Source organism: Vibrio sp. Vb2880 (assembly GCF_033337975.1).
GTDB lineage: Bacteria > Pseudomonadota > Gammaproteobacteria > Enterobacterales > Vibrionaceae > Vibrio > Vibrio alginolyticus.
Genome location: NZ_JAWORT010000020.1, coordinates 34,094 through 54,465, shown reverse-complemented (window position 1 = coordinate 54,465; position 20,372 = coordinate 34,094). Strand labels below are relative to the sequence as shown.

Annotated in this window: 23 protein-coding genes and 1 other RNA gene; 13 read left to right on the top strand and 11 right to left on the bottom strand. The window is 44.3% G+C overall.

All coding sequences use genetic code 11. From position 1 onward, the window contains the following. Nucleotides 1-32: 32 nt before the first annotated feature. Together fbaA and mscS are read left to right on the top strand one after the other, a co-directional pair. Nucleotides 33-1,109: a class II fructose-bisphosphate aldolase gene (gene fbaA, locus R7M92_RS19025; protein WP_005380996.1), complete on the top strand. Its 1,077-nt coding sequence runs from the start codon at nucleotides 33-35 to the stop codon at nucleotides 1,107-1,109. Nucleotides 1,110-1,533: 424 nt separating this feature from the next. After that, entirely contained in the window at nucleotides 1,534-2,400 is an 867-nt protein-coding gene (gene mscS, locus R7M92_RS19020) for a small-conductance mechanosensitive channel MscS (RefSeq protein ID WP_005384548.1), read from the top strand. Nucleotides 2,401-2,446: 46 nt separating this feature from the next. Here the strand turns inward: mscS and R7M92_RS19015 are convergent, their stop codons facing one another. Both R7M92_RS19015 and R7M92_RS19010 read right to left on the bottom strand, forming a co-directional pair. Further along, entirely contained in the window at nucleotides 2,447-2,929 is a 483-nt protein-coding gene (locus R7M92_RS19015) for a YbaK/EbsC family protein (RefSeq protein ID WP_005380994.1), read from the bottom strand. A 26-nt stretch (nucleotides 2,930-2,955) separates the two neighbouring features. Continuing rightward, the gene (locus R7M92_RS19010) at nucleotides 2,956-3,585 is read right to left on the bottom strand and encodes a LysE/ArgO family amino acid transporter (RefSeq protein WP_025998531.1); all 630 of its coding nucleotides are present in this window, start codon (nucleotides 3,583-3,585) and stop codon (nucleotides 2,956-2,958) included. Between the two features lie 146 nt (nucleotides 3,586-3,731). Here R7M92_RS19010 and R7M92_RS19005 point away from each other — a divergent pair, with 146 nt between their 5' ends. After that, nucleotides 3,732-4,628, top strand: coding sequence for a LysR family transcriptional regulator ArgP (locus tag R7M92_RS19005; RefSeq protein ID WP_005380990.1), 897 nt, complete (start codon nucleotides 3,732-3,734; stop codon nucleotides 4,626-4,628). A 208-nt stretch (nucleotides 4,629-4,836) separates the two neighbouring features. Continuing rightward, nucleotides 4,837-5,529 carry an oxidative stress defense protein gene (locus tag R7M92_RS19000; protein ID WP_318133993.1) on the top strand — a complete coding sequence of 231 codons (693 nt, stop codon included), beginning with the start codon at nucleotides 4,837-4,839 and terminating at the stop codon, nucleotides 5,527-5,529. A gap of 71 nt (nucleotides 5,530-5,600) precedes the next feature. Here the strand turns inward: R7M92_RS19000 and serA are convergent, their stop codons facing one another. The 5 genes from serA to R7M92_RS18975 all read right to left on the bottom strand — a co-directional run bounded on the left by serA (nucleotide 5,601) and on the right by R7M92_RS18975 (nucleotide 8,924). Beyond that, complete coding sequence (gene serA / locus R7M92_RS18995; RefSeq protein WP_005384551.1) at nucleotides 5,601-6,833, bottom strand: phosphoglycerate dehydrogenase; 1,233 nt, start codon at nucleotides 6,831-6,833, stop codon at nucleotides 5,601-5,603. Nucleotides 6,834-7,107: 274 nt separating this feature from the next. Beyond that, a complete protein-coding gene (gene rpiA, locus R7M92_RS18990) occupies nucleotides 7,108-7,764 on the bottom strand; it encodes a ribose-5-phosphate isomerase RpiA (RefSeq protein WP_005380982.1) in 657 nt (218 codons plus the stop codon). A gap of 53 nt (nucleotides 7,765-7,817) precedes the next feature. After that, nucleotides 7,818-8,417 (bottom strand): 5-formyltetrahydrofolate cyclo-ligase, encoded by a 600-nt coding sequence (locus R7M92_RS18985; protein WP_054701889.1) that lies wholly within the window; start codon nucleotides 8,415-8,417, stop codon nucleotides 7,818-7,820. 5 nt (nucleotides 8,418-8,422) lie between these two features. Then, nucleotides 8,423-8,607: non-coding RNA, 6S RNA (gene ssrS, locus R7M92_RS18980), on the bottom strand. A gap of 8 nt (nucleotides 8,608-8,615) precedes the next feature. Beyond that, nucleotides 8,616-8,924 carry a cell division protein ZapA gene (locus tag R7M92_RS18975; RefSeq protein WP_005384553.1) on the bottom strand — a complete coding sequence of 103 codons (309 nt, stop codon included), beginning with the start codon at nucleotides 8,922-8,924 and terminating at the stop codon, nucleotides 8,616-8,618. Nucleotides 8,925-9,173: 249 nt separating this feature from the next. On the opposite strand from R7M92_RS18975, the gene R7M92_RS18970 reads away from it, so the two are divergent. Genes R7M92_RS18970 through R7M92_RS18960 form a run of 3 tightly spaced genes read left to right on the top strand, consistent with a single transcriptional unit; the run spans nucleotide 9,174 to nucleotide 12,194 of the window. After that, the gene (locus R7M92_RS18970; RefSeq protein ID WP_005380976.1) at nucleotides 9,174-9,752 is read left to right on the top strand and encodes a YecA family protein; all 579 of its coding nucleotides are present in this window, start codon (nucleotides 9,174-9,176) and stop codon (nucleotides 9,750-9,752) included. A gap of 23 nt (nucleotides 9,753-9,775) precedes the next feature. Continuing rightward, a complete protein-coding gene (gene ubiH, locus R7M92_RS18965) occupies nucleotides 9,776-10,954 on the top strand; it encodes a 2-octaprenyl-6-methoxyphenyl hydroxylase (protein ID WP_213867359.1) in 1,179 nt (392 codons plus the stop codon). Between the two features lie 31 nt (nucleotides 10,955-10,985). Then, nucleotides 10,986-12,194, top strand: coding sequence for an FAD-dependent 2-octaprenylphenol hydroxylase (locus tag R7M92_RS18960; RefSeq protein ID WP_033907445.1), 1,209 nt, complete (start codon nucleotides 10,986-10,988; stop codon nucleotides 12,192-12,194). A gap of 65 nt (nucleotides 12,195-12,259) precedes the next feature. On the opposite strand, the gene R7M92_RS18955 is transcribed toward R7M92_RS18960, so the two are convergent. From R7M92_RS18955 to ygfZ, 3 genes are all read right to left on the bottom strand, one after another. Further along, nucleotides 12,260-12,466: a DUF1107 domain-containing protein gene (locus R7M92_RS18955; protein ID WP_005380970.1), complete on the bottom strand. Its 207-nt coding sequence runs from the start codon at nucleotides 12,464-12,466 to the stop codon at nucleotides 12,260-12,262. Nucleotides 12,467-13,106: 640 nt separating this feature from the next. After that, on the bottom strand, nucleotides 13,107-13,580 hold the full coding sequence (locus R7M92_RS18950) for an aminoacyl-tRNA deacylase (RefSeq protein ID WP_213898888.1): 474 nt from the start codon (nucleotides 13,578-13,580) through the stop codon (nucleotides 13,107-13,109). Next, the gene (gene ygfZ, locus R7M92_RS18945) at nucleotides 13,573-14,541 is read right to left on the bottom strand and encodes a tRNA-modifying protein YgfZ (RefSeq protein WP_025768842.1); all 969 of its coding nucleotides are present in this window, start codon (nucleotides 14,539-14,541) and stop codon (nucleotides 13,573-13,575) included. The genes R7M92_RS18950 and ygfZ overlap by 8 nt, the downstream gene beginning before the upstream one ends. Before the next feature lie 189 nt (nucleotides 14,542-14,730). Here ygfZ and R7M92_RS18940 point away from each other — a divergent pair, with 189 nt between their 5' ends. Together R7M92_RS18940 and R7M92_RS18935 are read left to right on the top strand one after the other, a co-directional pair. After that, complete coding sequence (locus R7M92_RS18940) at nucleotides 14,731-14,991, top strand: succinate dehydrogenase assembly factor 2 (protein WP_005380951.1); 261 nt, start codon at nucleotides 14,731-14,733, stop codon at nucleotides 14,989-14,991. Further along, nucleotides 14,960-15,421, top strand: coding sequence for a protein YgfX (locus R7M92_RS18935; RefSeq protein ID WP_250154679.1), 462 nt, complete (start codon nucleotides 14,960-14,962; stop codon nucleotides 15,419-15,421). The genes R7M92_RS18940 and R7M92_RS18935 overlap by 32 nt, the downstream gene beginning before the upstream one ends. 22 nt (nucleotides 15,422-15,443) lie before the next feature. On the opposite strand, the gene nadB is transcribed toward R7M92_RS18935, so the two are convergent. Beyond that, nucleotides 15,444-17,057 carry an L-aspartate oxidase gene (gene nadB, locus R7M92_RS18930; RefSeq protein WP_130544997.1) on the bottom strand — a complete coding sequence of 538 codons (1,614 nt, stop codon included), beginning with the start codon at nucleotides 17,055-17,057 and terminating at the stop codon, nucleotides 15,444-15,446. 554 nt (nucleotides 17,058-17,611) lie between these two features. On the opposite strand from nadB, the gene rpoE reads away from it, so the two are divergent. Genes rpoE through R7M92_RS18910 form a run of 4 tightly spaced genes read left to right on the top strand, consistent with a single transcriptional unit; the run spans nucleotide 17,612 to nucleotide 20,272 of the window. Continuing rightward, on the top strand, nucleotides 17,612-18,190 hold the full coding sequence (rpoE, locus tag R7M92_RS18925; protein ID WP_005380946.1) for an RNA polymerase sigma factor RpoE: 579 nt from the start codon (nucleotides 17,612-17,614) through the stop codon (nucleotides 18,188-18,190). Nucleotides 18,191-18,216: 26 nt separating this feature from the next. Then, the gene (locus R7M92_RS18920; RefSeq protein ID WP_005380944.1) at nucleotides 18,217-18,843 is read left to right on the top strand and encodes a sigma-E factor negative regulatory protein; all 627 of its coding nucleotides are present in this window, start codon (nucleotides 18,217-18,219) and stop codon (nucleotides 18,841-18,843) included. Next, nucleotides 18,840-19,799 carry a sigma-E factor regulatory protein RseB gene (gene rseB / locus R7M92_RS18915; protein WP_005380941.1) on the top strand — a complete coding sequence of 320 codons (960 nt, stop codon included), beginning with the start codon at nucleotides 18,840-18,842 and terminating at the stop codon, nucleotides 19,797-19,799. Before R7M92_RS18920 ends, rseB begins: the two co-directional genes overlap by 4 nt. A gap of 2 nt (nucleotides 19,800-19,801) precedes the next feature. Beyond that, entirely contained in the window at nucleotides 19,802-20,272 is a 471-nt protein-coding gene (locus R7M92_RS18910; protein ID WP_005384575.1) for a SoxR reducing system RseC family protein, read from the top strand. Nucleotides 20,273-20,372: the final 100 nt, after the last annotated feature.

The following is a 20,372-nucleotide window of genomic DNA, read 5'->3' as shown; positions in this document are numbered from 1 at the left end:
TTTAAAAACGACAGATAAATAGGATTACATCCATGTCTAAGATCTTCGACTTCGTAAAACCAGGTGTTATCTCTGGCGATGACGTTCAGAAAGTATTTGAAGTTGCAAAAGAAAACAGCTTTGCACTTCCAGCAGTAAACTGTGTGGGTACTGACTCTGTAAACGCAGTACTTGAAGCAGCTGCAAAAGTTAAAGCTCCAGTTATCGTTCAGTTCTCTAACGGTGGCGCTGCTTTCTTTGCTGGTAAAGGTCTAAAACTTGAAGGTCAAGAAGCTCAAATCCTAGGTGCTGTTGCTGGTGCGAAATACGTTCACGCTGTAGCTGAAGCTTACGGTGTTCCAGTAATCCTACACACTGACCACGCAGCTAAGAAACTACTTCCTTGGATCGACGGTCTACTAGACGCTGGTGAAGAGTACTTCGCGCAAACTGGTAAGCCACTATTCTCTTCTCACATGATCGACCTTTCTGAAGAGTCTCTAGAAGAGAACATCGAAATTTCTGCTAAGTACCTAGAGCGCATGGCTAAAATGAACATGACTCTAGAAATCGAACTAGGTTGTACTGGTGGTGAAGAAGACGGCGTTGACAACTCTGATATGGATGCGTCTGAGCTATACACTTCTCCAGAAGACGTTGCATACGCATACGAGAAACTAAGCGCAATCAGCCACCGTTTCACTATCGCAGCATCTTTCGGTAACGTACACGGCGTATACAAGCCAGGTAACGTTGTACTAACTCCAACTATCCTACGTGATTCTCAAGCGCACGTTTCTGAGAAATTCGGTCTTCCAGCGAACTCTCTAAACTTCGTATTCCACGGCGGTTCAGGTTCTTCTCTAGAAGAAATCCGTGAATCTATCGGCTACGGTGTAATCAAAATGAACATCGATACTGATACACAGTGGGCTACTTGGGATGGTATCCGTAAGTTCGAAGCTGAAAACCACGATTACCTACAAGGTCAGATCGGTAACCCAACTGGTGAAGATGCACCAAACAAGAAGTACTACGATCCACGCGTATGGCTACGTGCAGGCCAAGCTTCAATGGTTACTCGTCTAGAGCAAGCATTTGCTGACCTTAACGCAGTTGACGTACTATAATCGTTACTGATTAAGTTACCTAAAAACCCGCTCTTTGAGCGGGTTTTTTTATGTCTATCATTTTCTTCCCGGCTGCTTTCTCCCGATATTTTTATGCGTTAGATTGTATTTGCTAGTGAGATATCTCACCTTTAACGTTTTTTTAAAGAAAACATGGGAATATCAGTCTTAAGAGTGGCGAAATCAGAGTGCATTGCGTAACCTGTAACAAGTCAGTGTCAGAAAGCTCTGATAAAGTCTTGTTTTGCATATCTTTGCGAAACTCTGACTTTGAAAAAAGTCAGAGTTGGGATATTGTGCCAAAAATCTGACACTGTTCAGTGGAGCAATAGGGATGTTGTTTTAGAAAAGAGCCTTTAAAAAACAAGGTTCATAAATTAACGGCAATTGGATTTATATCTCTTTATTTTTGAGGATAAGAATTATGGCAGGTGAATCGGTGGGTATCGATACCACTTTAACGGATGGTCTAACTCAGGCTGAAACTTGGCTGACAAACAATTCAGATCTACTGGTTCAGTACGGTGTGAACATTATCTCTGCGGTGCTTATTCTGTTTATCGGTAATCTTATCGTTAAGGCAGTCGCTGGTAGTGTTTCTAAAGTACTAGAAAAGAAAAACATGGATAAGGCCGTCGTTGAATTTATTCACGGTCTTGTTCGTTACTTGCTATTTGTAATCGTGCTAATCGCGGCTCTTGGTCGATTAGGAGTTCAAACCGCTTCTGTTGTTGCTGTGATTGGTGCGGCAGGTCTTGCTGTTGGTCTTGCACTACAAGGTTCACTATCAAACTTTGCAGCAGGCGTACTTATTGTTGCGTTCCGTCCATTCAAATCAGGCGACTACGTAGAAATCGGTGGTGTAGCGGGTAGTGTTGAAGCAATTCAAATCTTCCAAACCGTTCTAAAAACACCAGACAACAAAATGGTTGTTGTGCCTAACTCTTCAGTTATCGGCGGTGCCATTACTAACTACTCTCGCCATGCGACACGACGTGTCGACCTAGTGATTGGTGTTTCATACAAAGCAGACCTTAAACTAACGAAGAAAGTGATTCGTGAGACGCTAGAGAAAGATCCACGTATCTTGAAAGACCCAGATATCACAATTGGTGTACTTACGTTAGCAGACTCTTCAGTTAACTTTGTGGTTCGTCCATGGGTGAAAACTGCAGATTACTGGGGCGTATACTTTGATGCAATGCAAGGTATTAAAGAAGCATTGGATGAAAATGGTATCGAGATTCCATTCCCACAAATGGATGTTCACCTGAACAAAGTCGACGCTTAATCAAAAGCAGTCGATATTCGAAAGCGAGGCCAATAGGCCTCGCTTTTTATATTTCGTAAAGGGTGTGATGACCAGCAAGTAAGAGGCGTTTTAGATGTTTACCTGCAAATCCAAATGTGAACTCAGGTAAGCCAGGCGTATAGAGCAACTCTTGATGTTGATAGAGATTGGTATCAACAATGATAGTGATGTATTCCGGTAAGCCTATTGGGCAAACCGCGCCGGGTACGCAACCTAACACTTCGACCATTTCATCGTCATTACAAATAGAGGGACGTTTACCTGTAATCGCTTTAATCTGCTTGGCATCGAGGCGCGAGTCCTTATCTGTCAGATAAACCGCGTAACCTTGTCCTTTGAGTGTTAAAAAGAGGCTTTTGGTATGCGTACCCGTCCAACCAAGCTCTCTCGCAATGCGTATATCTGTCTCAAAGTCTAAGATGGCTTCGTGCTGCCATTCCCGAAAAGGAATAGAGAGCGCGTTGAATCGCTCTCTATTGTTGTTATAAATACGTTTTAGTGACTCCATGTCTTTGCTGCCTTACTACCTTATGATTACCAATACTTATCAATAAGCTCACTCGCTAAGATATACGCTATTGTGAACATCATCATTGCGATTGCAATGTCGATGGTTTTTTTCACTTTTGGTTTAGAGAGTGTTGGACCTAGTTTGGCTGCTCCTATCGATAAAGTGTAGAACCAAACAAAGGAAGCCATAATCGTACCTAGTGCAAAAGCAATGCGATCATGGCCTTCAAATTGTCCACCGATCGAACCTAGAATAACGACTGTATCTAAATATAAGTGCGGATTAAGCACAGTGACAGCTAACGCACCTAGAATAACCGTTCGACGACCTCGAGCTACAATCTCCCCTTTTGATTCCGATTCACTCTCTGGCTTAAAAGCACTTTTTAGTGAGAGCAGTCCATAGAAGCTCAAGAAAGCAATACCACCAAGTGTCACCGACGTCAGTAAGATTTCATTTTGAGACAGAATTGCACCACCACCAAAAATACCTAGAGAGATGAAAATCATATCTAGCACGCTACAAATAGTGGCGGTTGTTAGGTGGTGGTTACGCTTTATGCCTTGATTCAAAACATACGCATTTTGCGCGCCGATCGGAATGATCATTGATGCTCCTAAACCAAAACCTTGCAATAGAACCCACAAGCTCACACTTCACCTCACTTCAAAATAACAAATACATTTACAGAAAAGGGAAAGATAAAGCGTTTATCTAAATAAGTATAATTAATGATTTTAATCTTACATTAGATAGACTAATTTAACGGGAGGCGTTTGATCAGAGTGAGAGGAAAGGTATGCGAGGGTTAGATTACAAATGGATTGAGGCATTAGACGCAATAGTTTATCAGGGTAGCTTTGAGCGTGCTGCCGAGCATTTATTTGTTTCTCAATCCGCCATTTCTCAACGTATCAAGCAGTTAGAGAAGTTTCTCGCGCAGCCTGTTTTAATTCGAAGCCAGCCACCTAAGCCAACGCCAATTGGTAAAAAATTGTTGGGTCTTTATCGGCGAGTTCGCTTGCTAGAGCATGAAATTCTCCCCGAACTAAAGAATGATACCAGTACGCGACCTGTGCAACTCTCTTTAGCGACTAATGCAGATAGCCTTGCAACATGGCTACTGCCAGCGCTGCAAAATGTTATGAAGCAGCGTCAAGTTGAACTAAAACTGACTATCTATGGTGAATACCGCTCTATTGAAAAACTCAAAAGTGGCGAAGTGACAGGAGCTATCAGCTTGGAGTCTCAGCCAATCCCCGGATGCAGAGCAGACTATTTAGGTCGCATCGATTATGTTTGTGTCGCGAGCCCAGAGTTCTATCAGCGTTATTTTTCTAAAGGCGTAAATAATCAGACATTGGCAAAAGCACCGGCCGTTTCATATGACCAATATGATGATCTACATAAAACATTTCTTACCGAGCATTTTAACGTCAATCCTGACAGCGTTATTCATCACAACATCAGTAGTTCTGAAGCGTTTCTAAAAGTGGCGTTAGCTGGTGTTGCTTATTGCTTGATCCCCCGCTTGCAAATTACCGACGAATTAGACAGAGGTGTGTTGGTTGATGTGACTCCAGGTTTTTTAATGTCCCATCGGATTTATTGGCACCACTGGCAGTTAGAAACTGGGGTATTACAAGAAATCTCACACGCGATAGTCGGGTATGCGCAGCAGCATCTACCTCAATAAGTTTGTCAGAGCTGCATATCGTTAACTTAAGTGTGTTTTGTTTAAAAATTACGCCAATGTTACATAGTCAAAGTTGTGTTAGAAGTCACTATGGGTGCTTGGATAATCGGCGGAAGTTTCTATTATGAAACCACACGCTTTCTCAGCCATGATAGTGATGTTGGAATCTGAGATTAAGTACTTAATTTTGTATGGATGGATTTATTGAATGAAATTGTATTCATTTTTGCTGGCTTCAGCACTCAGCCTTACCAGTGCTTCAGTTTTGGCGAATACGCCAGAGTTTGCTCATGTTACGACAACGGGGTATGGCAAAGTGACGGCCACACCTGATATGGCTACGTTTTCTGTAAAAGTAGTCGATACGACAATGACGGCTGAACAAGCGAAATTGTCCGTAGATAAAACCGTTGAAGAGTTTCTAAAAAGCTTGTCGGATGCCGGCTTGTCAAAAGACAATATTACTAGCTCGAATTTATACCTTGCTCCTCAGTACCATTACCCTAAATCAGGAAAAGCAGAACTTGTTGGGTACCGAGCATCTCGCAGTATTGATGTCACGGTGACGGATCTGAAAAACCTTAACCAATACCTAGATATGGCGTTAGAAGCGGGAATTAATCAGGTTGATAATATTCAACTTAAGGTAAGCAACCAAGCCGAGTATCAGCAAAAGGCACGAATGGCTGCGATTAAGGACGCAAGAGAAAAAGCAGGGTCATTAGCGACTGGTTTTGAGAAAAAGTTGGGCGATGTATGGCAGATCAATTACAGACAGATGCACGTTCAGCCTGTGTTAATGCGTTCAATGGCGATGGATAGTAAAGAAGGAGCGAATAGCTACCAAGATTCAACTATGATCATTCGCGATCAAGTCGATGTCATTTATAAGCTAAAGTAAGGCATAGCAAACAGTAAAAAGCAAAAGGCAGGGAGTCATAACCCCTGCCTTTGTCGTTTCTGTTTCACTGTTTAGTGAAGGATACGAGCACGGATTGTGCCTTCAATGTTTTTGAGCTTTGTTAGAGCTTCTTCTGAGCGTTCAGTTTCAACGTCGATCACTACGTAGCCTATTTCAGCGGCTGTTTGTAGGTACTGCGCGGCAATGTTAATGCCTTCTTCAGCAAAGATGGTGTTGATCTGAGTTAGGATACCAGGACGGTTCTTGTGGATATGAAGCAGACGAGAGCACTCACCACTGTGTTCTGGTAATGACACTTCAGGGAAGTTTACGCTTGAAAGTGTCGATCCGTTATCAGAGTACTTAGCCAGTTTGCCCGCCACTTCTAAGCCGATATTCTCTTGTGCTTCTTGTGTTGAACCACCAACGTGTGGAGTGAGGATGACGTTATCGAATTTTTGTAAAGGAGACTCGAACGGGTCAGCATTCGTTTTTGGTTCAGTTGGGAATACATCAATTGCAGCGCCAGCAAGGTGACCAGCTTCTAAGCTATGGCAAAGTGCAGGAATATCCACAACGGTGCCACGTGCCGCGTTGATAAAGATGGAACCTGGTTTCATTCGAGCAAATTCAGCTTCACCCATCATGTTTTTCGTTTCCGGTGTTTCGGGAACGTGCAAAGAAATCACATCACATTTGTTCAATAGTTCACTCATGGTATGTACTTGCGTCGCATTACCAAGGGACAGTTTGTTCTCAATATCGTAGTAGTAAACGCGCATACCTAAGTTTTCGGCAATAATACCAAGCTGCGTACCAATGTGACCGTATCCGATAATGCCAAGGCACTTACCACGAGCTTCGTAAGAGTTGTCTGCACTTTTCTTCCAAATACCGCGATGTGCAAGTGCATTCTTTTCAGGAATACCACGCACTAGTAAAAGGATTTGCCCAAGTACAAGCTCTGCCACGCTTCGAGTGTTAGAGAATGGTGCATTAAAGACAGGAATACCGCGTTTTGCTGCTGCATCTAGGTTTACTTGGTTAGTACCAATACAAAAACAGCCAATTGCAACCAGCTTGTTCGCCGCATTGATTACCTCTTCGGATAGGTTCGTACGGGAGCGGATACCAATGAAGTGCACGTCTTTTACTGCTTCAATTAGTTCTTCTTCCGGAAGGGAACCTTTATGGTATTCAATGTTGGTATAACCAGCTGCTTGAAGAACTTCAACTGAAGAAGGGTGGAGTCCCTCTAACAAGAGGATCTTAATCTTTTCTTTTTCCAGTGAAACTTTGGCCATTTTTTCTCGTCCTTAAAATGGAAAGGTGGGCTAATGTGGCGCACATTGGGCAAAACTATTAAAAAGGGGATAATTAACAGTTTTGTAGGAAGACAAACGTTTCCCTGTGCGTCTTCTGTTCAATAAAGTAACAAAAAAAAATTGCTTTGGGTAAGAAAATTACGGAATAAGAGATAATTTTCTTATAGAAAGGAATAAAAAACGGTGCCTTGCAGCACCGTATGTAATGAAATAACAGAAAAGTGAACCAGATAGGTTCATTTTGGGCTGTTATTTATTCTTCAATTTTTGCACCTTCTGGTGTGCCAGTGATCACTACGTCAGCACCACGATGAGCGAAAAGACCCACAGTCACCACACCAGCGATGCCGTTTATTTTGTCTTCCATTTCTTTCGGGTTGGTAATTTGCATATTGTGCACATCCAGAATCACGTTGCCGTTGTCAGTCACAACGCCTTCACGGTAAGCTGGATCACCACCTAGTTTTACCAATTCACGAGCCACGTAAGAGCGTGCCATTGGGATTACTTCAACAGGCAATGGGAACTGGCCAAGTACGTCAACTGCTTTAGTGCCGTCAACGATACATACGAACTTATCAGAGATTGCTGCGACAATTTTCTCACGAGTCAGAGCCGCGCCGCCGCCTTTGATCATTTCACGTGCTGGGTTGATCTCATCTGCGCCATCAACATACACATCCAGCTTCATTACATCGTTACACTCGTATACTTCAATACCAAGCTCTTTAAGGCGCTCAGTTGAAGCGACAGAGCTAGACACTGCACCTTTAATATCATCTTTGATAGTGCCTAGTGCATCGATGAAGTGATTCACGGTAGAGCCAGTACCAACACCGACAATGCTGCCTTTCTCAACATATTTTAGTGCTGCCCAACCAGCCGCTTTTTTCATTTCATCTTGAGTCATGCCAATCTCCTGAATAGATGTTCGTTAACGTTTGCGGGCGTGATTATAGCGGCTTACTTGTCACTTTCCCATTGCCATATTTGGCTTGGGGTCACGATCTTAGGTAATGGAATGTCCCAGCTTTCAATTGGTAAGCGTTCTACATGTTGGCAGTCATGAGCGATACCGACAGGTTTAGCACCCTCTCCAGTTATAAACCAACGTGACAGAGTACGATCGTAGTACCCCCCGCCCATGCCTAAGCGGTGTCCGATGCTGTCGAACCCAACTAAAGGCGTGCAGATTAAATCAAGCTGGCGAACGGGTTTGAGGTGTCTGATATCGAGCTTGGGCTCTAAGATGCCGTACTTGTTGTAGACGAGCTGTTCATCATTTACATACTGAAGAAACAGTAACTGACCTTTAGAAAAGGGATGGATGACGGGCAGATAAACCGATTTTCCCTGTTGCCATAACCATTCAATGAGCGGTTTAGTATCAAGCTCACCGTCTGCAGAAAGGTAGATGGCAATATGTTGCGCTTGATCGATTTCAGGAAGTTGGGAAAATTGAGTAATAAGGTCGATTCCCGCTTGGTATTGCGTATCACTGCACAGAGCGTTGCGCTTTTCACGAATCAGTTTGCGGAAGTCTTGTCGAGAGAGGTCTGACATAGAGAGAATACCCCAGGGTGCCGTTGAGGATTGTGGCCCTTGAACCAGCTGGTTCAAGGCGGATCAGCAATGACAACCGTAGGCTTCTCGGTGCATGCCGAGTTTGCTCAATAGTTACCAAATACTAACCCTTAGGTATTGCTTATCGGCTCAGGGACTTAAATCCTGCTGACGCACACCCCAGGGTAAATTTTGTATTTACTGCTGTCCTTGCGTAACTTTGCTTAGTGCGTTCTCTAAAGACGCGGTGAGCTTTTCCATTCGCTCAGTAATTTCTTGCTGTTGACCATTGGATTCGTATGACTTGGTGTGCAACTCATAGCAAATATTCAATGCAGCAAAGGTCAGCAGTTGGATTTCATTGGTTACCTTAGTACGTTCGCTCATTTCTTTCAATCGGCGATCAAGATCTTTTGCCGCTGCAACAAGAGACTCTTCTTGTCCTGTCGGACAATTCACACGTGTAAGTTTGCCTAATATTTCAACGTCGATCGCTTGATTGCTCATGATGAATAAACTCTATATTCGCGCTATCTAAGGTGTTGCTTCATACAACTACCGAGGAGCAAACTATAGGAAAACCGCTATTAAGATTCAAGCATTTCCCATCACAGAAAGAGAAATGATGACGAGATCACACAGGAATTGGGCAAATTGAACAAATGCTGTCCAAAATTGAATTTGATAGCCGTTTCAGACCACTAACCTTGATGGTAGGATATACCAATACATTATTACGCAAGAATGAGCCAAGTTATGAGTGAAATCACCCTTCCTGAATACCAATCTATTGCTGCTGAACTGCAATCGGCAAGCCTGGCTGTGACACCGGCGGAGTTACATGGCTTATTTGTTGGCATGTTAAGTGGTGGATTGGCGATCAATGATCAAACTTGGCAGCCGATTCTTTTTGACTACACCAATGATGGGATGGGGTGGCCCTCGACAGCACTCACTTTTGCTCAGAGCATATTCAACGTTACTGTTAATGAGCTTACTGGCACATCAATGGAGCTGTCTTTACTATTGCCAGATGAGCCGGGCGAAGAAGGCTTATTCGCATTAGCCGACAGTGTGTCCGACTTTGTAAACCACTTTATTTCTGGGCTAGGTCTAGCAGGCGTTGCGCTTAACAAAGCATCTGATGACGCTAAAGAAGCACTGGCTGATCTAGAAGAGATTGCCAAATTAGGCATTGATGAAGATGACGATCTTGGTGAACAAGCGCAATTGCTAGAGCAAGTGATTGAGCACATCAAAGCTTGCGTACTAACGATTCATGCTGAATTTGGTGTTCGTCCTGAAAGCAGCGACAAAAAACCTACTATTCACTAATCGTAGACCGTCCAGAGGTTAGTATGAAGCAATATGATGTAGTCATTGCTGGTGGTGCCATGGCTGGTGCAACGTTAGCATTGGCGATTGACCATTTGTCTCAGGGAAAGCTCCGCATTGCCGTCGTTGAGCCTTTTAAAGCACAATCAGATATGCACCCTGGTTTTGACTCTCGCTCAATCGCATTGTCTTACGGTACTGTCAATCTGTTGCGTCAACTACAGCTCTGGACGTCAGTAGAACCGTTTGTCACACCCATTGAACATATCCACGTTTCTGACCGTTCTCATGCTGGGATGACGGAGATTACCAAGCAAGAGGTTGGGGTTGAAGCTCTAGGGTATGTTGTAGAATTAGCCGATGTTGGGCGTGTATATCAAGAATTATTAGACAGTAGCGAGTCAATTACGCTGTTTTGTCCTGACTCCGTTACCGATATCGAGCGCGAGCAAAACTGTACCCATGTGACGTTGAAAAGTGGTGAGCAACTTGAAGCAAAACTGCTGGTGGCTGCAGATGGTGCTGTTTCGACCTGTTGTCAGAAAATTGGTCTAGAACTTTCTGAGCAAGATTTTGAACAAGTGGCTGTCATTGCCAATATTGTGACTCAAGAATCTCATCAAGGTAGAGCCTTTGAACGTTTTACTGAAAATGGCCCTGTTGCTTTATTGCCAATGAGTGACAATCGAATGTCCTTAGTTTGGTGTTTACACCCTGAAGAAGCCCAAGCCGTTCTTGAGTTATCTGATCAAGCATTTCTCCAGCGTTTACAGAACGATTTTGGTTGGCGTTTAGGCGCGATGAAAAAAGTGGGGCGCCGTGCAAGTTACCCATTGCTTCTTCGCCATCGAAAGCAAAATATTTCACATCGCTTTGCGATTGTTGGAAATGCGGCGCAAACGCTGCACCCGATAGCTGGACAAGGCTTTAATCTCGGTATTCGCGATGTAGTCTCACTAGCAGAAGAAATTGTGCAGCAAAGTGAGGATGTGGGTCTTTATCAAGGCCTGATGCGCTTTAGTCAACGTAGAGAAACAGATCGAAGCGAAACTATTTGGCTAACCAGTGCCTTGGTGCATGTTTTTTCAAATGATTTACCCGCGATGCGAATTGGCCGAAATACTGCCTTAGCAGCGATGGATAACCTTTCTATTTTTAAGCAGCCGCTACTACGCCATACACTTGGCTTGGTAAAACGATGAACGGCCGCACTGAATTAGGTAATAAAAAGCAATGATGCAAAGTGTAGATATCGCCATCATCGGCGGAGGGATGGTTGGGTTGGCACTTGCTGCCGCGTTCAAAGACAGTGATCTGCGTGTCGCCGTTATTGAAGGTAAAGTGCCAGATGATTCGTTGAAAGAATTACCCGATGTTCGTGTGTCTGCGCTGAGCCGCTCTAGTGAGACGATTTTGCGTAAACTTGGTGCTTGGCAGGGCATAGAACAGCGCCGAGCTTCACCTTACCATGGCATGGAAGTATGGGAACAAGATAGCTTTGCCAGCATTGAATTTAATGCACAAAGTATGGCACAACCTGATTTAGGGCATATTGTTGAGAATCGTGTGATTCAACTTGCGCTGCTTGAACAAGTCCAAAAGCTCGATAACGTCACTATGTTTATGCCTGCACGTTGCGCGACTCTCGCGGTCGGTGAGCAAGAAAGCTGGCTGACGCTCGATAATGGCCAAGCCATGACCGCTAAATTAGTGGTCGGAGCCGATGGGGCGAATTCGTGGCTTCGCCATCAAATGGATATTCCATTAACGCATTGGGACTATGGTCATCATGCTTTGGTCGCGAATGTCAAAACTGCTATGCCACACAACAGCATTGCGCGCCAGATATTTACTCCTCACGGACCGTTGGCATTTTTGCCAATGTCGCAACCAGATATGTGCTCTATTGTTTGGTCCACGGAGCCAAATCGAGCAGAGCAGTTAGTGGCGATGAGTGAACATGATTTCAATAAAGCGTTGACGAGTGAGTTTGATGCTCGACTTGGTCTATGTGAAGTAGTGGGAGAGCGTGCTGCGTTTCCTTTGAAAATGCGCTATGCGCGAGATTTTGTTGTCGAGCGAGTCGCGCTGGTTGGTGATGCGGCCCATACCATTCACCCATTAGCGGGGCAGGGTGTGAATTTGGGTTTATTAGATGCGGCCAGTCTTGCTCAAGAAGTATTAGCACTTTGGAAGCAGGGTCAAGATATCGGCAGTAAACGCAACCTAAGAAGCTACGAGCGTTGGCGAAAAGCGGAAGCGGCAAAGATGATCGCTACTATGCAAGGGTTTCGAGATTTGTTCTCTGGCGAGAACCCTGCTAAGAAGCTTGTTCGTGGCATTGGCTTGAGTTTAGCGGGGCAACTGCCGGGAGCGAAAGATGAGATCATGAAGCGCGCGCTTGGTTTAAAGGGACACTTGCCGGATCTGGCGCGTCAGTAAGTGCAAAGCGAACTTCAAATACACAAAAGGCTGGTTAATCCAGCCTTTGTTTTATCAACATTTTGCTAAGCATATGCGCATCGGAGTTTCATTATTTCTTGATTGATCTCTTTGACCGCTCGGAAATGGCGTTGCTCTGCTTTCTCCGGCAGTATTAACTTACCGTTATCAAACTCGAATCTACCGACCCCGTAAATATAAATTCTTCCTTTAAAAAGACGACTTATATGTTTAGCAATCATACTTGGTGTATAGCGCTTAAACAGTCTCATATTTACTTTCCTTTTATCTAACCTAGCCTAGGTATTCTACGTTCTGGACGCGAAAATTATTGTGACAGCAATAGTATTAAATACAGATGTAGGGTGTTGCGTCAGAGAATTGTGTTGTCTTAGACAATTTGACAGTGTCATCTCTTAAATAGCGTGAGGATTACCCCAAAAATAACCTCTCTAAAGGAACCCTTACGCCAATACACTCCTTTTTACGTGACGCATTAAGCAATAGTTTTGTTACAGAATTAAGAATAGAACGAAAACGGTTGTTTGCTAGTTGTTTCTATTAAGGTCGTGCTTCGCGTAACACACTTTACGTTCTAACGATTAGAGGAAATGAAAGAGAAAAAGTTCCACGTAAAAAAAAAGCCCGCTTCAGCGGGCGAATAGTCACAGATGCATTACACAAAAGTGGATAACTAACTGCATGAATGCTGTCACTCAGCTAGCTGACTCACTTTATATTGGTTAAGTGCTTGTTTGAAACTTAACCAACAAATTCAGCATATACGAGTTTTATCTTTGTGACTATTTATGTTTTATATGTGATTAAAAATTCTCATGTCTATTTTTGTAGATATGAGCGAGATCACGCAGTGATAGAAACACTACGTGTCATTACATTGTTTTTAGACGATTAACGACAGATCTCAGCTACGGTCGGCTGGCACAATTGGATAAGATCTTTAATAGAAAGCGCCAGTCCAGCCATGCGATCGCCACTGCTGATCGTGACTTCCTGTTCTTCTAGTAAGCTGGGGTCGAACACGATTGGCATATGACGTTTGAGTAGCAGAGGAGTGACAGTACCAATTTTGTAACCAGTGATGGACTCAACATCGGCTTGATCAACACAAGTCATCCGGCGACATTTCAGTAACGAGCGCACTTTTTTGGGATCAACGCTACGATCACCTGGTGCACAGGCGAGTGCATATTGATTACCCATGTCTCGTAGCAAGATTGCTTTCACCATTTGAGAGGGGCGAATGCCGCGTTGGTGCGCGGCATCCTCAATGGTCGTTGCTGGTCTTTGATGCGGTAACAGACGAAACGGAATGTGTTGGTCTGTGAGAAATTGCATCAAAGGAGTATTGATTGTATTACTCATCATCAAGACTGTAAGGCAGTGATTCGATTGTCCATTCACATTCTGGTTGCGCAACTAAACGAAGACGAGTGTCTTCATCGAGATTATTAGGCAGCACGATCAGGCCAATCGCGTGATTGTCACTGAACTGGTAGTGATTTAATAAAGCACCTACTGAACGCCAGTTTTCACCTACGCTGCGTTCGAGCTCAATTGGTTCGTCACTGAATGGAGCAGAAGTTGCACCTTTTACGATATACATCGCACGTTTATTGGTACCGCGATACTTCGCTCGTGCTACCGTTTCTTGTCCCGTGTAGCAGCCCTTTGTGAAGCTTATGCCTCCTAAAGCTTGCACGTTAAGTGCTTGTGGAATGTGAGCATTCTGCGCGGATGCAGAGACAAATGGTAAACCTGCTTCAATATCGAAACGATTCCAAAGCTCATTTGTCGTAAAGACAGCGTCGGTAGTTTCAACGATTTGCTGTGCTTCTGGCGCACTTAATATCAGTAACCAGCGATCTTGTGCAACTTGCACTGCTGTGCCACCGTCAACTGGGCGAACGCTGCCAGTTGTCTTGCTCATTGTTGAAATGAATTCGTCGGCTTTGACGCCAGCAACACCTAAGATAACGTCATCAGAAGCTTCAATCGTTACTTTAGAGAAAATGGCGTATTTCTTTATTTCACTAAGTTCTACGTCAATCGCCGATTTTGGTTGGATCATGCCGTAGCCATCATGATGATGGAAAAGGCGGAACACGCTCCACACTTTGCCTTTCGCATCACAATGTGCGCCCAGTGTTGATTGGTCTTGTTCTAAAGAAACAACATCGCAGGTAACCTGACCTTGTAAGTATGATTTTTTATCATCACCGATCATGGTGATCATGCCGAAGTTATCCAGCAGTGAGATAGATAACTCTGGAAGCGCGTCTTGAGTTGAGAGAGGTAATGCTGAAAAACGAGTTTGCCATTCCATAATTACAATGCCTTTTGAAGATATTTTTCCGCTATGTTATACCCAAATAACCTTGAGATACTAGGGGAGCGATTTACGAATCAACATTTGTCTGCTTTCACTATCGTATTGTGACCCGCACACTAGTGACGTAGCACATCCCTTGTTACACTCCGCACTAACAACAAGACATCTATGAAGGAATAGTGAATGTACACTCCGGAAGAAAAAGCGCGTATTAAATGGGCTTGTCGTCGAGGCATGCTTGAGCTTGACGTAGTAATTATGCCGTTTTTTGAAGAGTGCTTTGATACTCTGAGTGAACAAGAGCAGCGTGACTTTGTTTCTTTACTTGAATGCGATGATCCTGATCTGTTTACTTGGGTAATGGGGCATGGCCGTAGCGAAAATTTAGGTCATGCAGCAATGGTTGATAAAATTGTCGCCCATAACCTCAGCAAAGTTCGTTAATTTTACTGCTTCTCCCTCTCTGACTGCCCGAGTCCTCAATGTTGTACTTTTCTTATTGATGACTTGGGCTGTTATCCTCTCTAGCATTCCGCTCGTATTATCGACTTATTTGTTATTACTGATTGTGAAGGCTTTCTCAAACCAAAGTCTTGTTCAACCTACAAGTCATGGGCATTGGTATGTGCACTGCGATGGCTCGGTTAGGTTTGATGCCCTTGAGTGTGGCGAATGCTCGGAAGATATTGAGTCCGAAAAGGGTCATTTACAGCGAGTCGATACATCGGCATCACCATTCAAGATAACATTCCAATTGCAATCTGGCCGTGTTGTTACGATTTGGCGTGATAGCTGTGACGATGAGCAGTATCGTCAACTATCTTTGGTATTACGCCAATGGGAAATGAAACAGGGAGCTAATGCTCCCTGCTGATGTAATAGTTTACTTGGTAAAGTTAAAGCTGTTTAGCTGGAACCAAAATCGTTGGGCCGCTGTTTTCCAGTTGGTTCGGATAGTCAAGCGTGTAGTGCAAACCTCGACTCTCTTTACGCTGCATCGCACAACGAACCATCAACTCTGCTACTTGTAAAAGGTTACGCAGTTCTAATAAGTTGTTCGACACTCGGAAATTGCTGTAGTACTCGTGTGTTTCTTGTTGCAACAGTTGGATACGGCGTAAGGCGCGCTCTAAACGTTTGTCAGTTCGCACAATGCCCATGTAGTCCCACATAAACAGACGAAGCTCGTGCCAGTTGTGCTGAATGATCACTTCTTCATCACTATTGGTTACTTTGCTTTCATCCCAACATGGCACCTGTGAGGGTAGCTCAACGTTAGTGTGATGTTTTAGAATATCTTTTGCCGCAGACCAAGCATAAACCACGCATTCGAGAAGTGAGTTTGATGCCATGCGGTTAGCACCATGCAGCCCGGTGTAGCTAACTTCACCAATCGCATACAAATTTTTCAGATCGGTGCTGCCATTTCTATCCACCATGACACCGCCACAAGTGTAGTGTGCAGCAGGTACGATTGGGATTGGCTCTTTAGTCATGTCAATGCCCAAGTCCATCAAACGTGAATAAATGGTTGGGAAGTGTTTCGTAATAAAGTCAGCAGGCTTATGACTGATGTCGAGATACATACAGTCGGCACCTAAACGCTTCATTTCGAAGTCGATAGCACGAGCCACGACGTCACGCGGAGCAAGCTCTTTACGTTCATCGAAATCCGGCATAAAGCGAGAGCCATCTGGACGGCGCAGGTAAGCACCTTCTCCACGCAACGCTTCAGTCAGCAAGAAGTTACGTGCTTCTGGGTGATATAAACACGTAGGGTGGAACTGGTTAAATTCCATATTCGCCACACGACACCCTGCACGCCAAGCAATCGCAATACCATCACCAGACGACACATCTGGGTTAGAGGTGTATTGATAAACCTTTGAAGCACCACCTGTAGCGAGAACCACAAATTTGGCTCGCACGGTTTCGACATGCTCTTCGTTGCGGTTCCAAATATAAGCACCGATAACTTTGTTTTTATCACCGCCAATTTTGTCTTCGGTGATTAAGTCCAGAGCATTGTGACGTTCGAGAACATGAATGTTTGGATGGTTATGAGCGTTATCTTGCAGGGAGGTTTGCATCGCCATACCTGTCGCATCTGCCGCGTGAAGAATACGACGACGGCTATGACCACCTTCACGAGTTAAGTGGTAGCGAGGTTCATCGTCAGAGTCATCTTCTTCACGATCAAATGGGACACCACCGTCAATCAACCACTGTACACACTCTTTTGAATGCTCAGCAATGAACCTTACGGTCTCCTCATCGCAAATACCATCCCCGGCGATTTGCGTGTCTTCAACGTGTGAATCAATGGTGTCTGACTCATCAAATACGGCAGCGATACCGCCTTGAGCATAGTATGTCGCCCCTTCGCTGCGTGGTCCTTTACTCAGCACCATCACCTTACAGTGGTTAGCAACGCGCAAAGCCAACGACAAACCTGCCGCGCCACTCCCTACCACTAATACATCACACTCATGTTCACGATTTGTGTTCATATAACTTTTATAATCCCAAGCTAAGGTAACAAAGTTACCTTGTGTATTATTTGCACACCATGTGCATTCCATTATCGCGACATCTGTCGCTAAGGGCTAAGTTGGGAGACCTATCGACGTCCGTGTTACGGCGGTGACTGAGCCACTCTTCTTTTTCATGCAGAGCATGAGCATGCTTCCTAAGTTATAATTTGTAACGCGGTGTTCAGATAGCCATTAGCCATGCAAATGAAAAGTAATAGTTTGTCAATGCCATTGCTTTTCCATGCTCGACCCAGCACAATCTGGGACAGAGATCATTCATTATACCCATTTCCCTCCAAGATGCTCGCTTGTCAAACTTAGACTAAAGTCAGGCAGCGGTGGTCATTTGGGTACAGACATCACACTGTGAAAAAACAATGACAAAAAACTTGAGAAACCATGGAACTTTCTCATTCACGTTAGGGTCACAATAGTGCTCAAGTAAGCAGTGGTGTCAATACTACGTTTTGCATAATTAGTACCCATATCTGAGAAGAGTAGGGGCATAACAAATAGGAGTATCCGCTCGAATGAACGAGCAGCTGACCGATCAAGTATTGATTGAGCGAGTTCAGAATGGCGATAAGCAAGCATTCAACCTGTTGGTAACAAAGTACCAGAATAAGGTATGTAATCTTATTTCCAGATACGTTAGTAATCCTGGCGATGTACCAGATGTAGCACAAGAAGCGTTTATTAAAGCTTACCGAGCTATCCCTAGCTTTCGTGGGGAAAGTGCGTTTTATACGTGGCTGTATCGCATTGCAGTGAATACTGCGAAAAATCACATTGTTGCTCAAGGGCGTAGACCTCCAGCGACAGATGTCGATGCTGAAGATGCTGAATTTTACGAAACAGGTAGTGCACTTAAAGAAATATCGAACCCTGAGAACTTAACGTTGTCCAAAGAATTGCAACGGGTGGTGTTCAGTGCAATCGAAGCTTTACCTGAAGATTTAAAAACCGCAATGACATTACGAGAGCTCGATGGCTTGAGTTATGAAGAAATTGCAGAAGTGATGGATTGCCCGGTAGGAACGGTACGATCGCGTATCTTCCGTGCTCGTGAGGCGGTGGAAAAGAAAATCAGACCTCTTTTGCAACGCTAGTACAAGTAATAACTATGGTGAAAATAATGGCTGACAAAGAAAAACTTTCAGCTCTCATGGATGGAGAATTGGTCGATAAGGCTTTAATTCAAGAGTTAGAGCAAGACCAAGAGAGCCGTGATGCTTGGCAGAACTATCACCTGATTGGTGATGTGATGCGAGGTGAAGCGCCAGCAAAACCTGAGTGGAATATTGCTGAAAGCGTGGCGTTAGCGTTAGAAGATGAACCTGCACACCGTGCGTTTGATTCGCACAGTGCAAATGTTATCTCAATTGCGGATACGCCAAAAGAGTCGCAACCAGAACCGCAAAAAGCAAAACGTCAGTTGCCAGGTTGGTTGACGCAGTTTGGTCAAGTTGCTGTTGCTGCATGTGTATCGCTTGTTGTTATTTTAGGTGTACAGCAGTACGGTGGTAGCGATTCAATGTCGCCGCAAACAGATCAATTACCTGTATTGCAGACAGTCCCGTTTGCTGGCAGCGCAGAACCAGTGAGTTTGACTCGCGAGTCTGTAGAACGTTCTGTAGGCGAGGCAAATATGCAAGAGCAGCGCAAGCGTGTTCATGCTATGCTGCGAGACTACGAATTGCAGTTACGAATTAACAGTGATGCATCTCAACAAGATGCAAATCTGAATCCGGATATTGAATGAAAAAATTTCTGATCAGCGCTTGCGCTCTGTTCAGTATGATGTCTTCTCAAGCCTTTGCTGGTGATAAGCCAGCGGAGGCTTTATTGCATCAAATGAGCGAGGCGAGTAAGAATTTAAGTTACGAACTCTCTTATATCCTTATCAAAAAGAACAGCATTGAGCCGTTGCTGTATCGTCATGCCACGCATGGTGACGATCAATATGCTCATCTTGTCTACTTAAGTGGCCCTGTGCGTGAAGTGATTCGTCGCGGAACTGAAGTAAGTTATATCGAAACGGGTTTAGAACCGTTCACTATCGAGTCAGGTAAAATGGTCGCTCCGACTATGCCTATGCTCAACACCAATATCGATGAGCTAAACTTGTATTACGACTATGTAAAAGTGGGCAGAGCTCGTGAAGCTGGTGTGGCAACACAAGTGCTGCGTATTGTTCCTAAAGACGGTCTGCGCTATTCATACGTACTATGGATCGATGAAAAGAGTAAATTGCCGTTACGAGCCGACCTTGTGGACCGCGATGGTGAAATGCTTGAACAATATCGCACTATTTCTTACACGGTAAACCCAAAAATCGCAGAGTTAATGAGTGGCCTGCAAGATGTTCAATTACCTGCTGTTCTCACCATGCCAAAAGGCGATATTGGGACCAGTAATTGGCAGGTTGGTTGGATCCCTGAGGGTTTCGAGCCGAACGAGCTCAACCGCTATCGTATGGCCGTTACTAACCAAATGGTGGAGAGTCAGCTGTATTCTGATGGTCTGTTTAGCTTCTCTGTTTACGTAGCAAACAAAGATGAGCATTCGTTAAAAGGGCAGTTGGTTCGCCAAGGCAGAAGAACGCTACACAGTTTTGTGAGCGGTCAACATGAAATCTCTGTTGTAGGAGACATTCCACCGACCACAGCACAGCGTATCGCCCAATCTGTCACATTTAATGTAACAAAGAGTAAATAACAATGATGACCGCGTTGGCTACCGTGACAGACGTGCATCGTCGCGGCAAGCAATACGAAATTGATTTAAGTTGCGAACAGCAGACCAGTTGCAGTAGTTGCTCTTCACAGAAAAGCTGTGGAACGGGCGTTGTTACTAAAGCCATTGGTAACAAGAGTTTATCTTGGCACCTGCGCACGGATAAATCGGTGAAAATAGGTCAAGTCGTCGAGATTGGTTTTCCTGAGTCGAGCCTAATAAAATCAGCAATGGCGGTTTATTTACTGCCATTGTTTGGTTTGATTATCGGTGCGATGTTTGGTCACTTCCTATTAGCGCCGCTGACAGCCGGCGGGGAAGGCATCATCATATTGGCATCGGTATTATTTGCCGCTGGTGGAATGTGGATCGCAAAACGTGTTTCTCGTCCGTTAGAAGATGAATCTAAGCGCCAAGTTACCCTCGTTCGGGTACTTGGAGAGCCAATCCAGTAAGTGCTGTCCCCCTCCACTAAAGGTTATTTGGGTATGTACTTTAAATTACGTGCGCCCGTTAACGAAATTCGGTAGAATCTGCCAACTTGATTGAAATGCC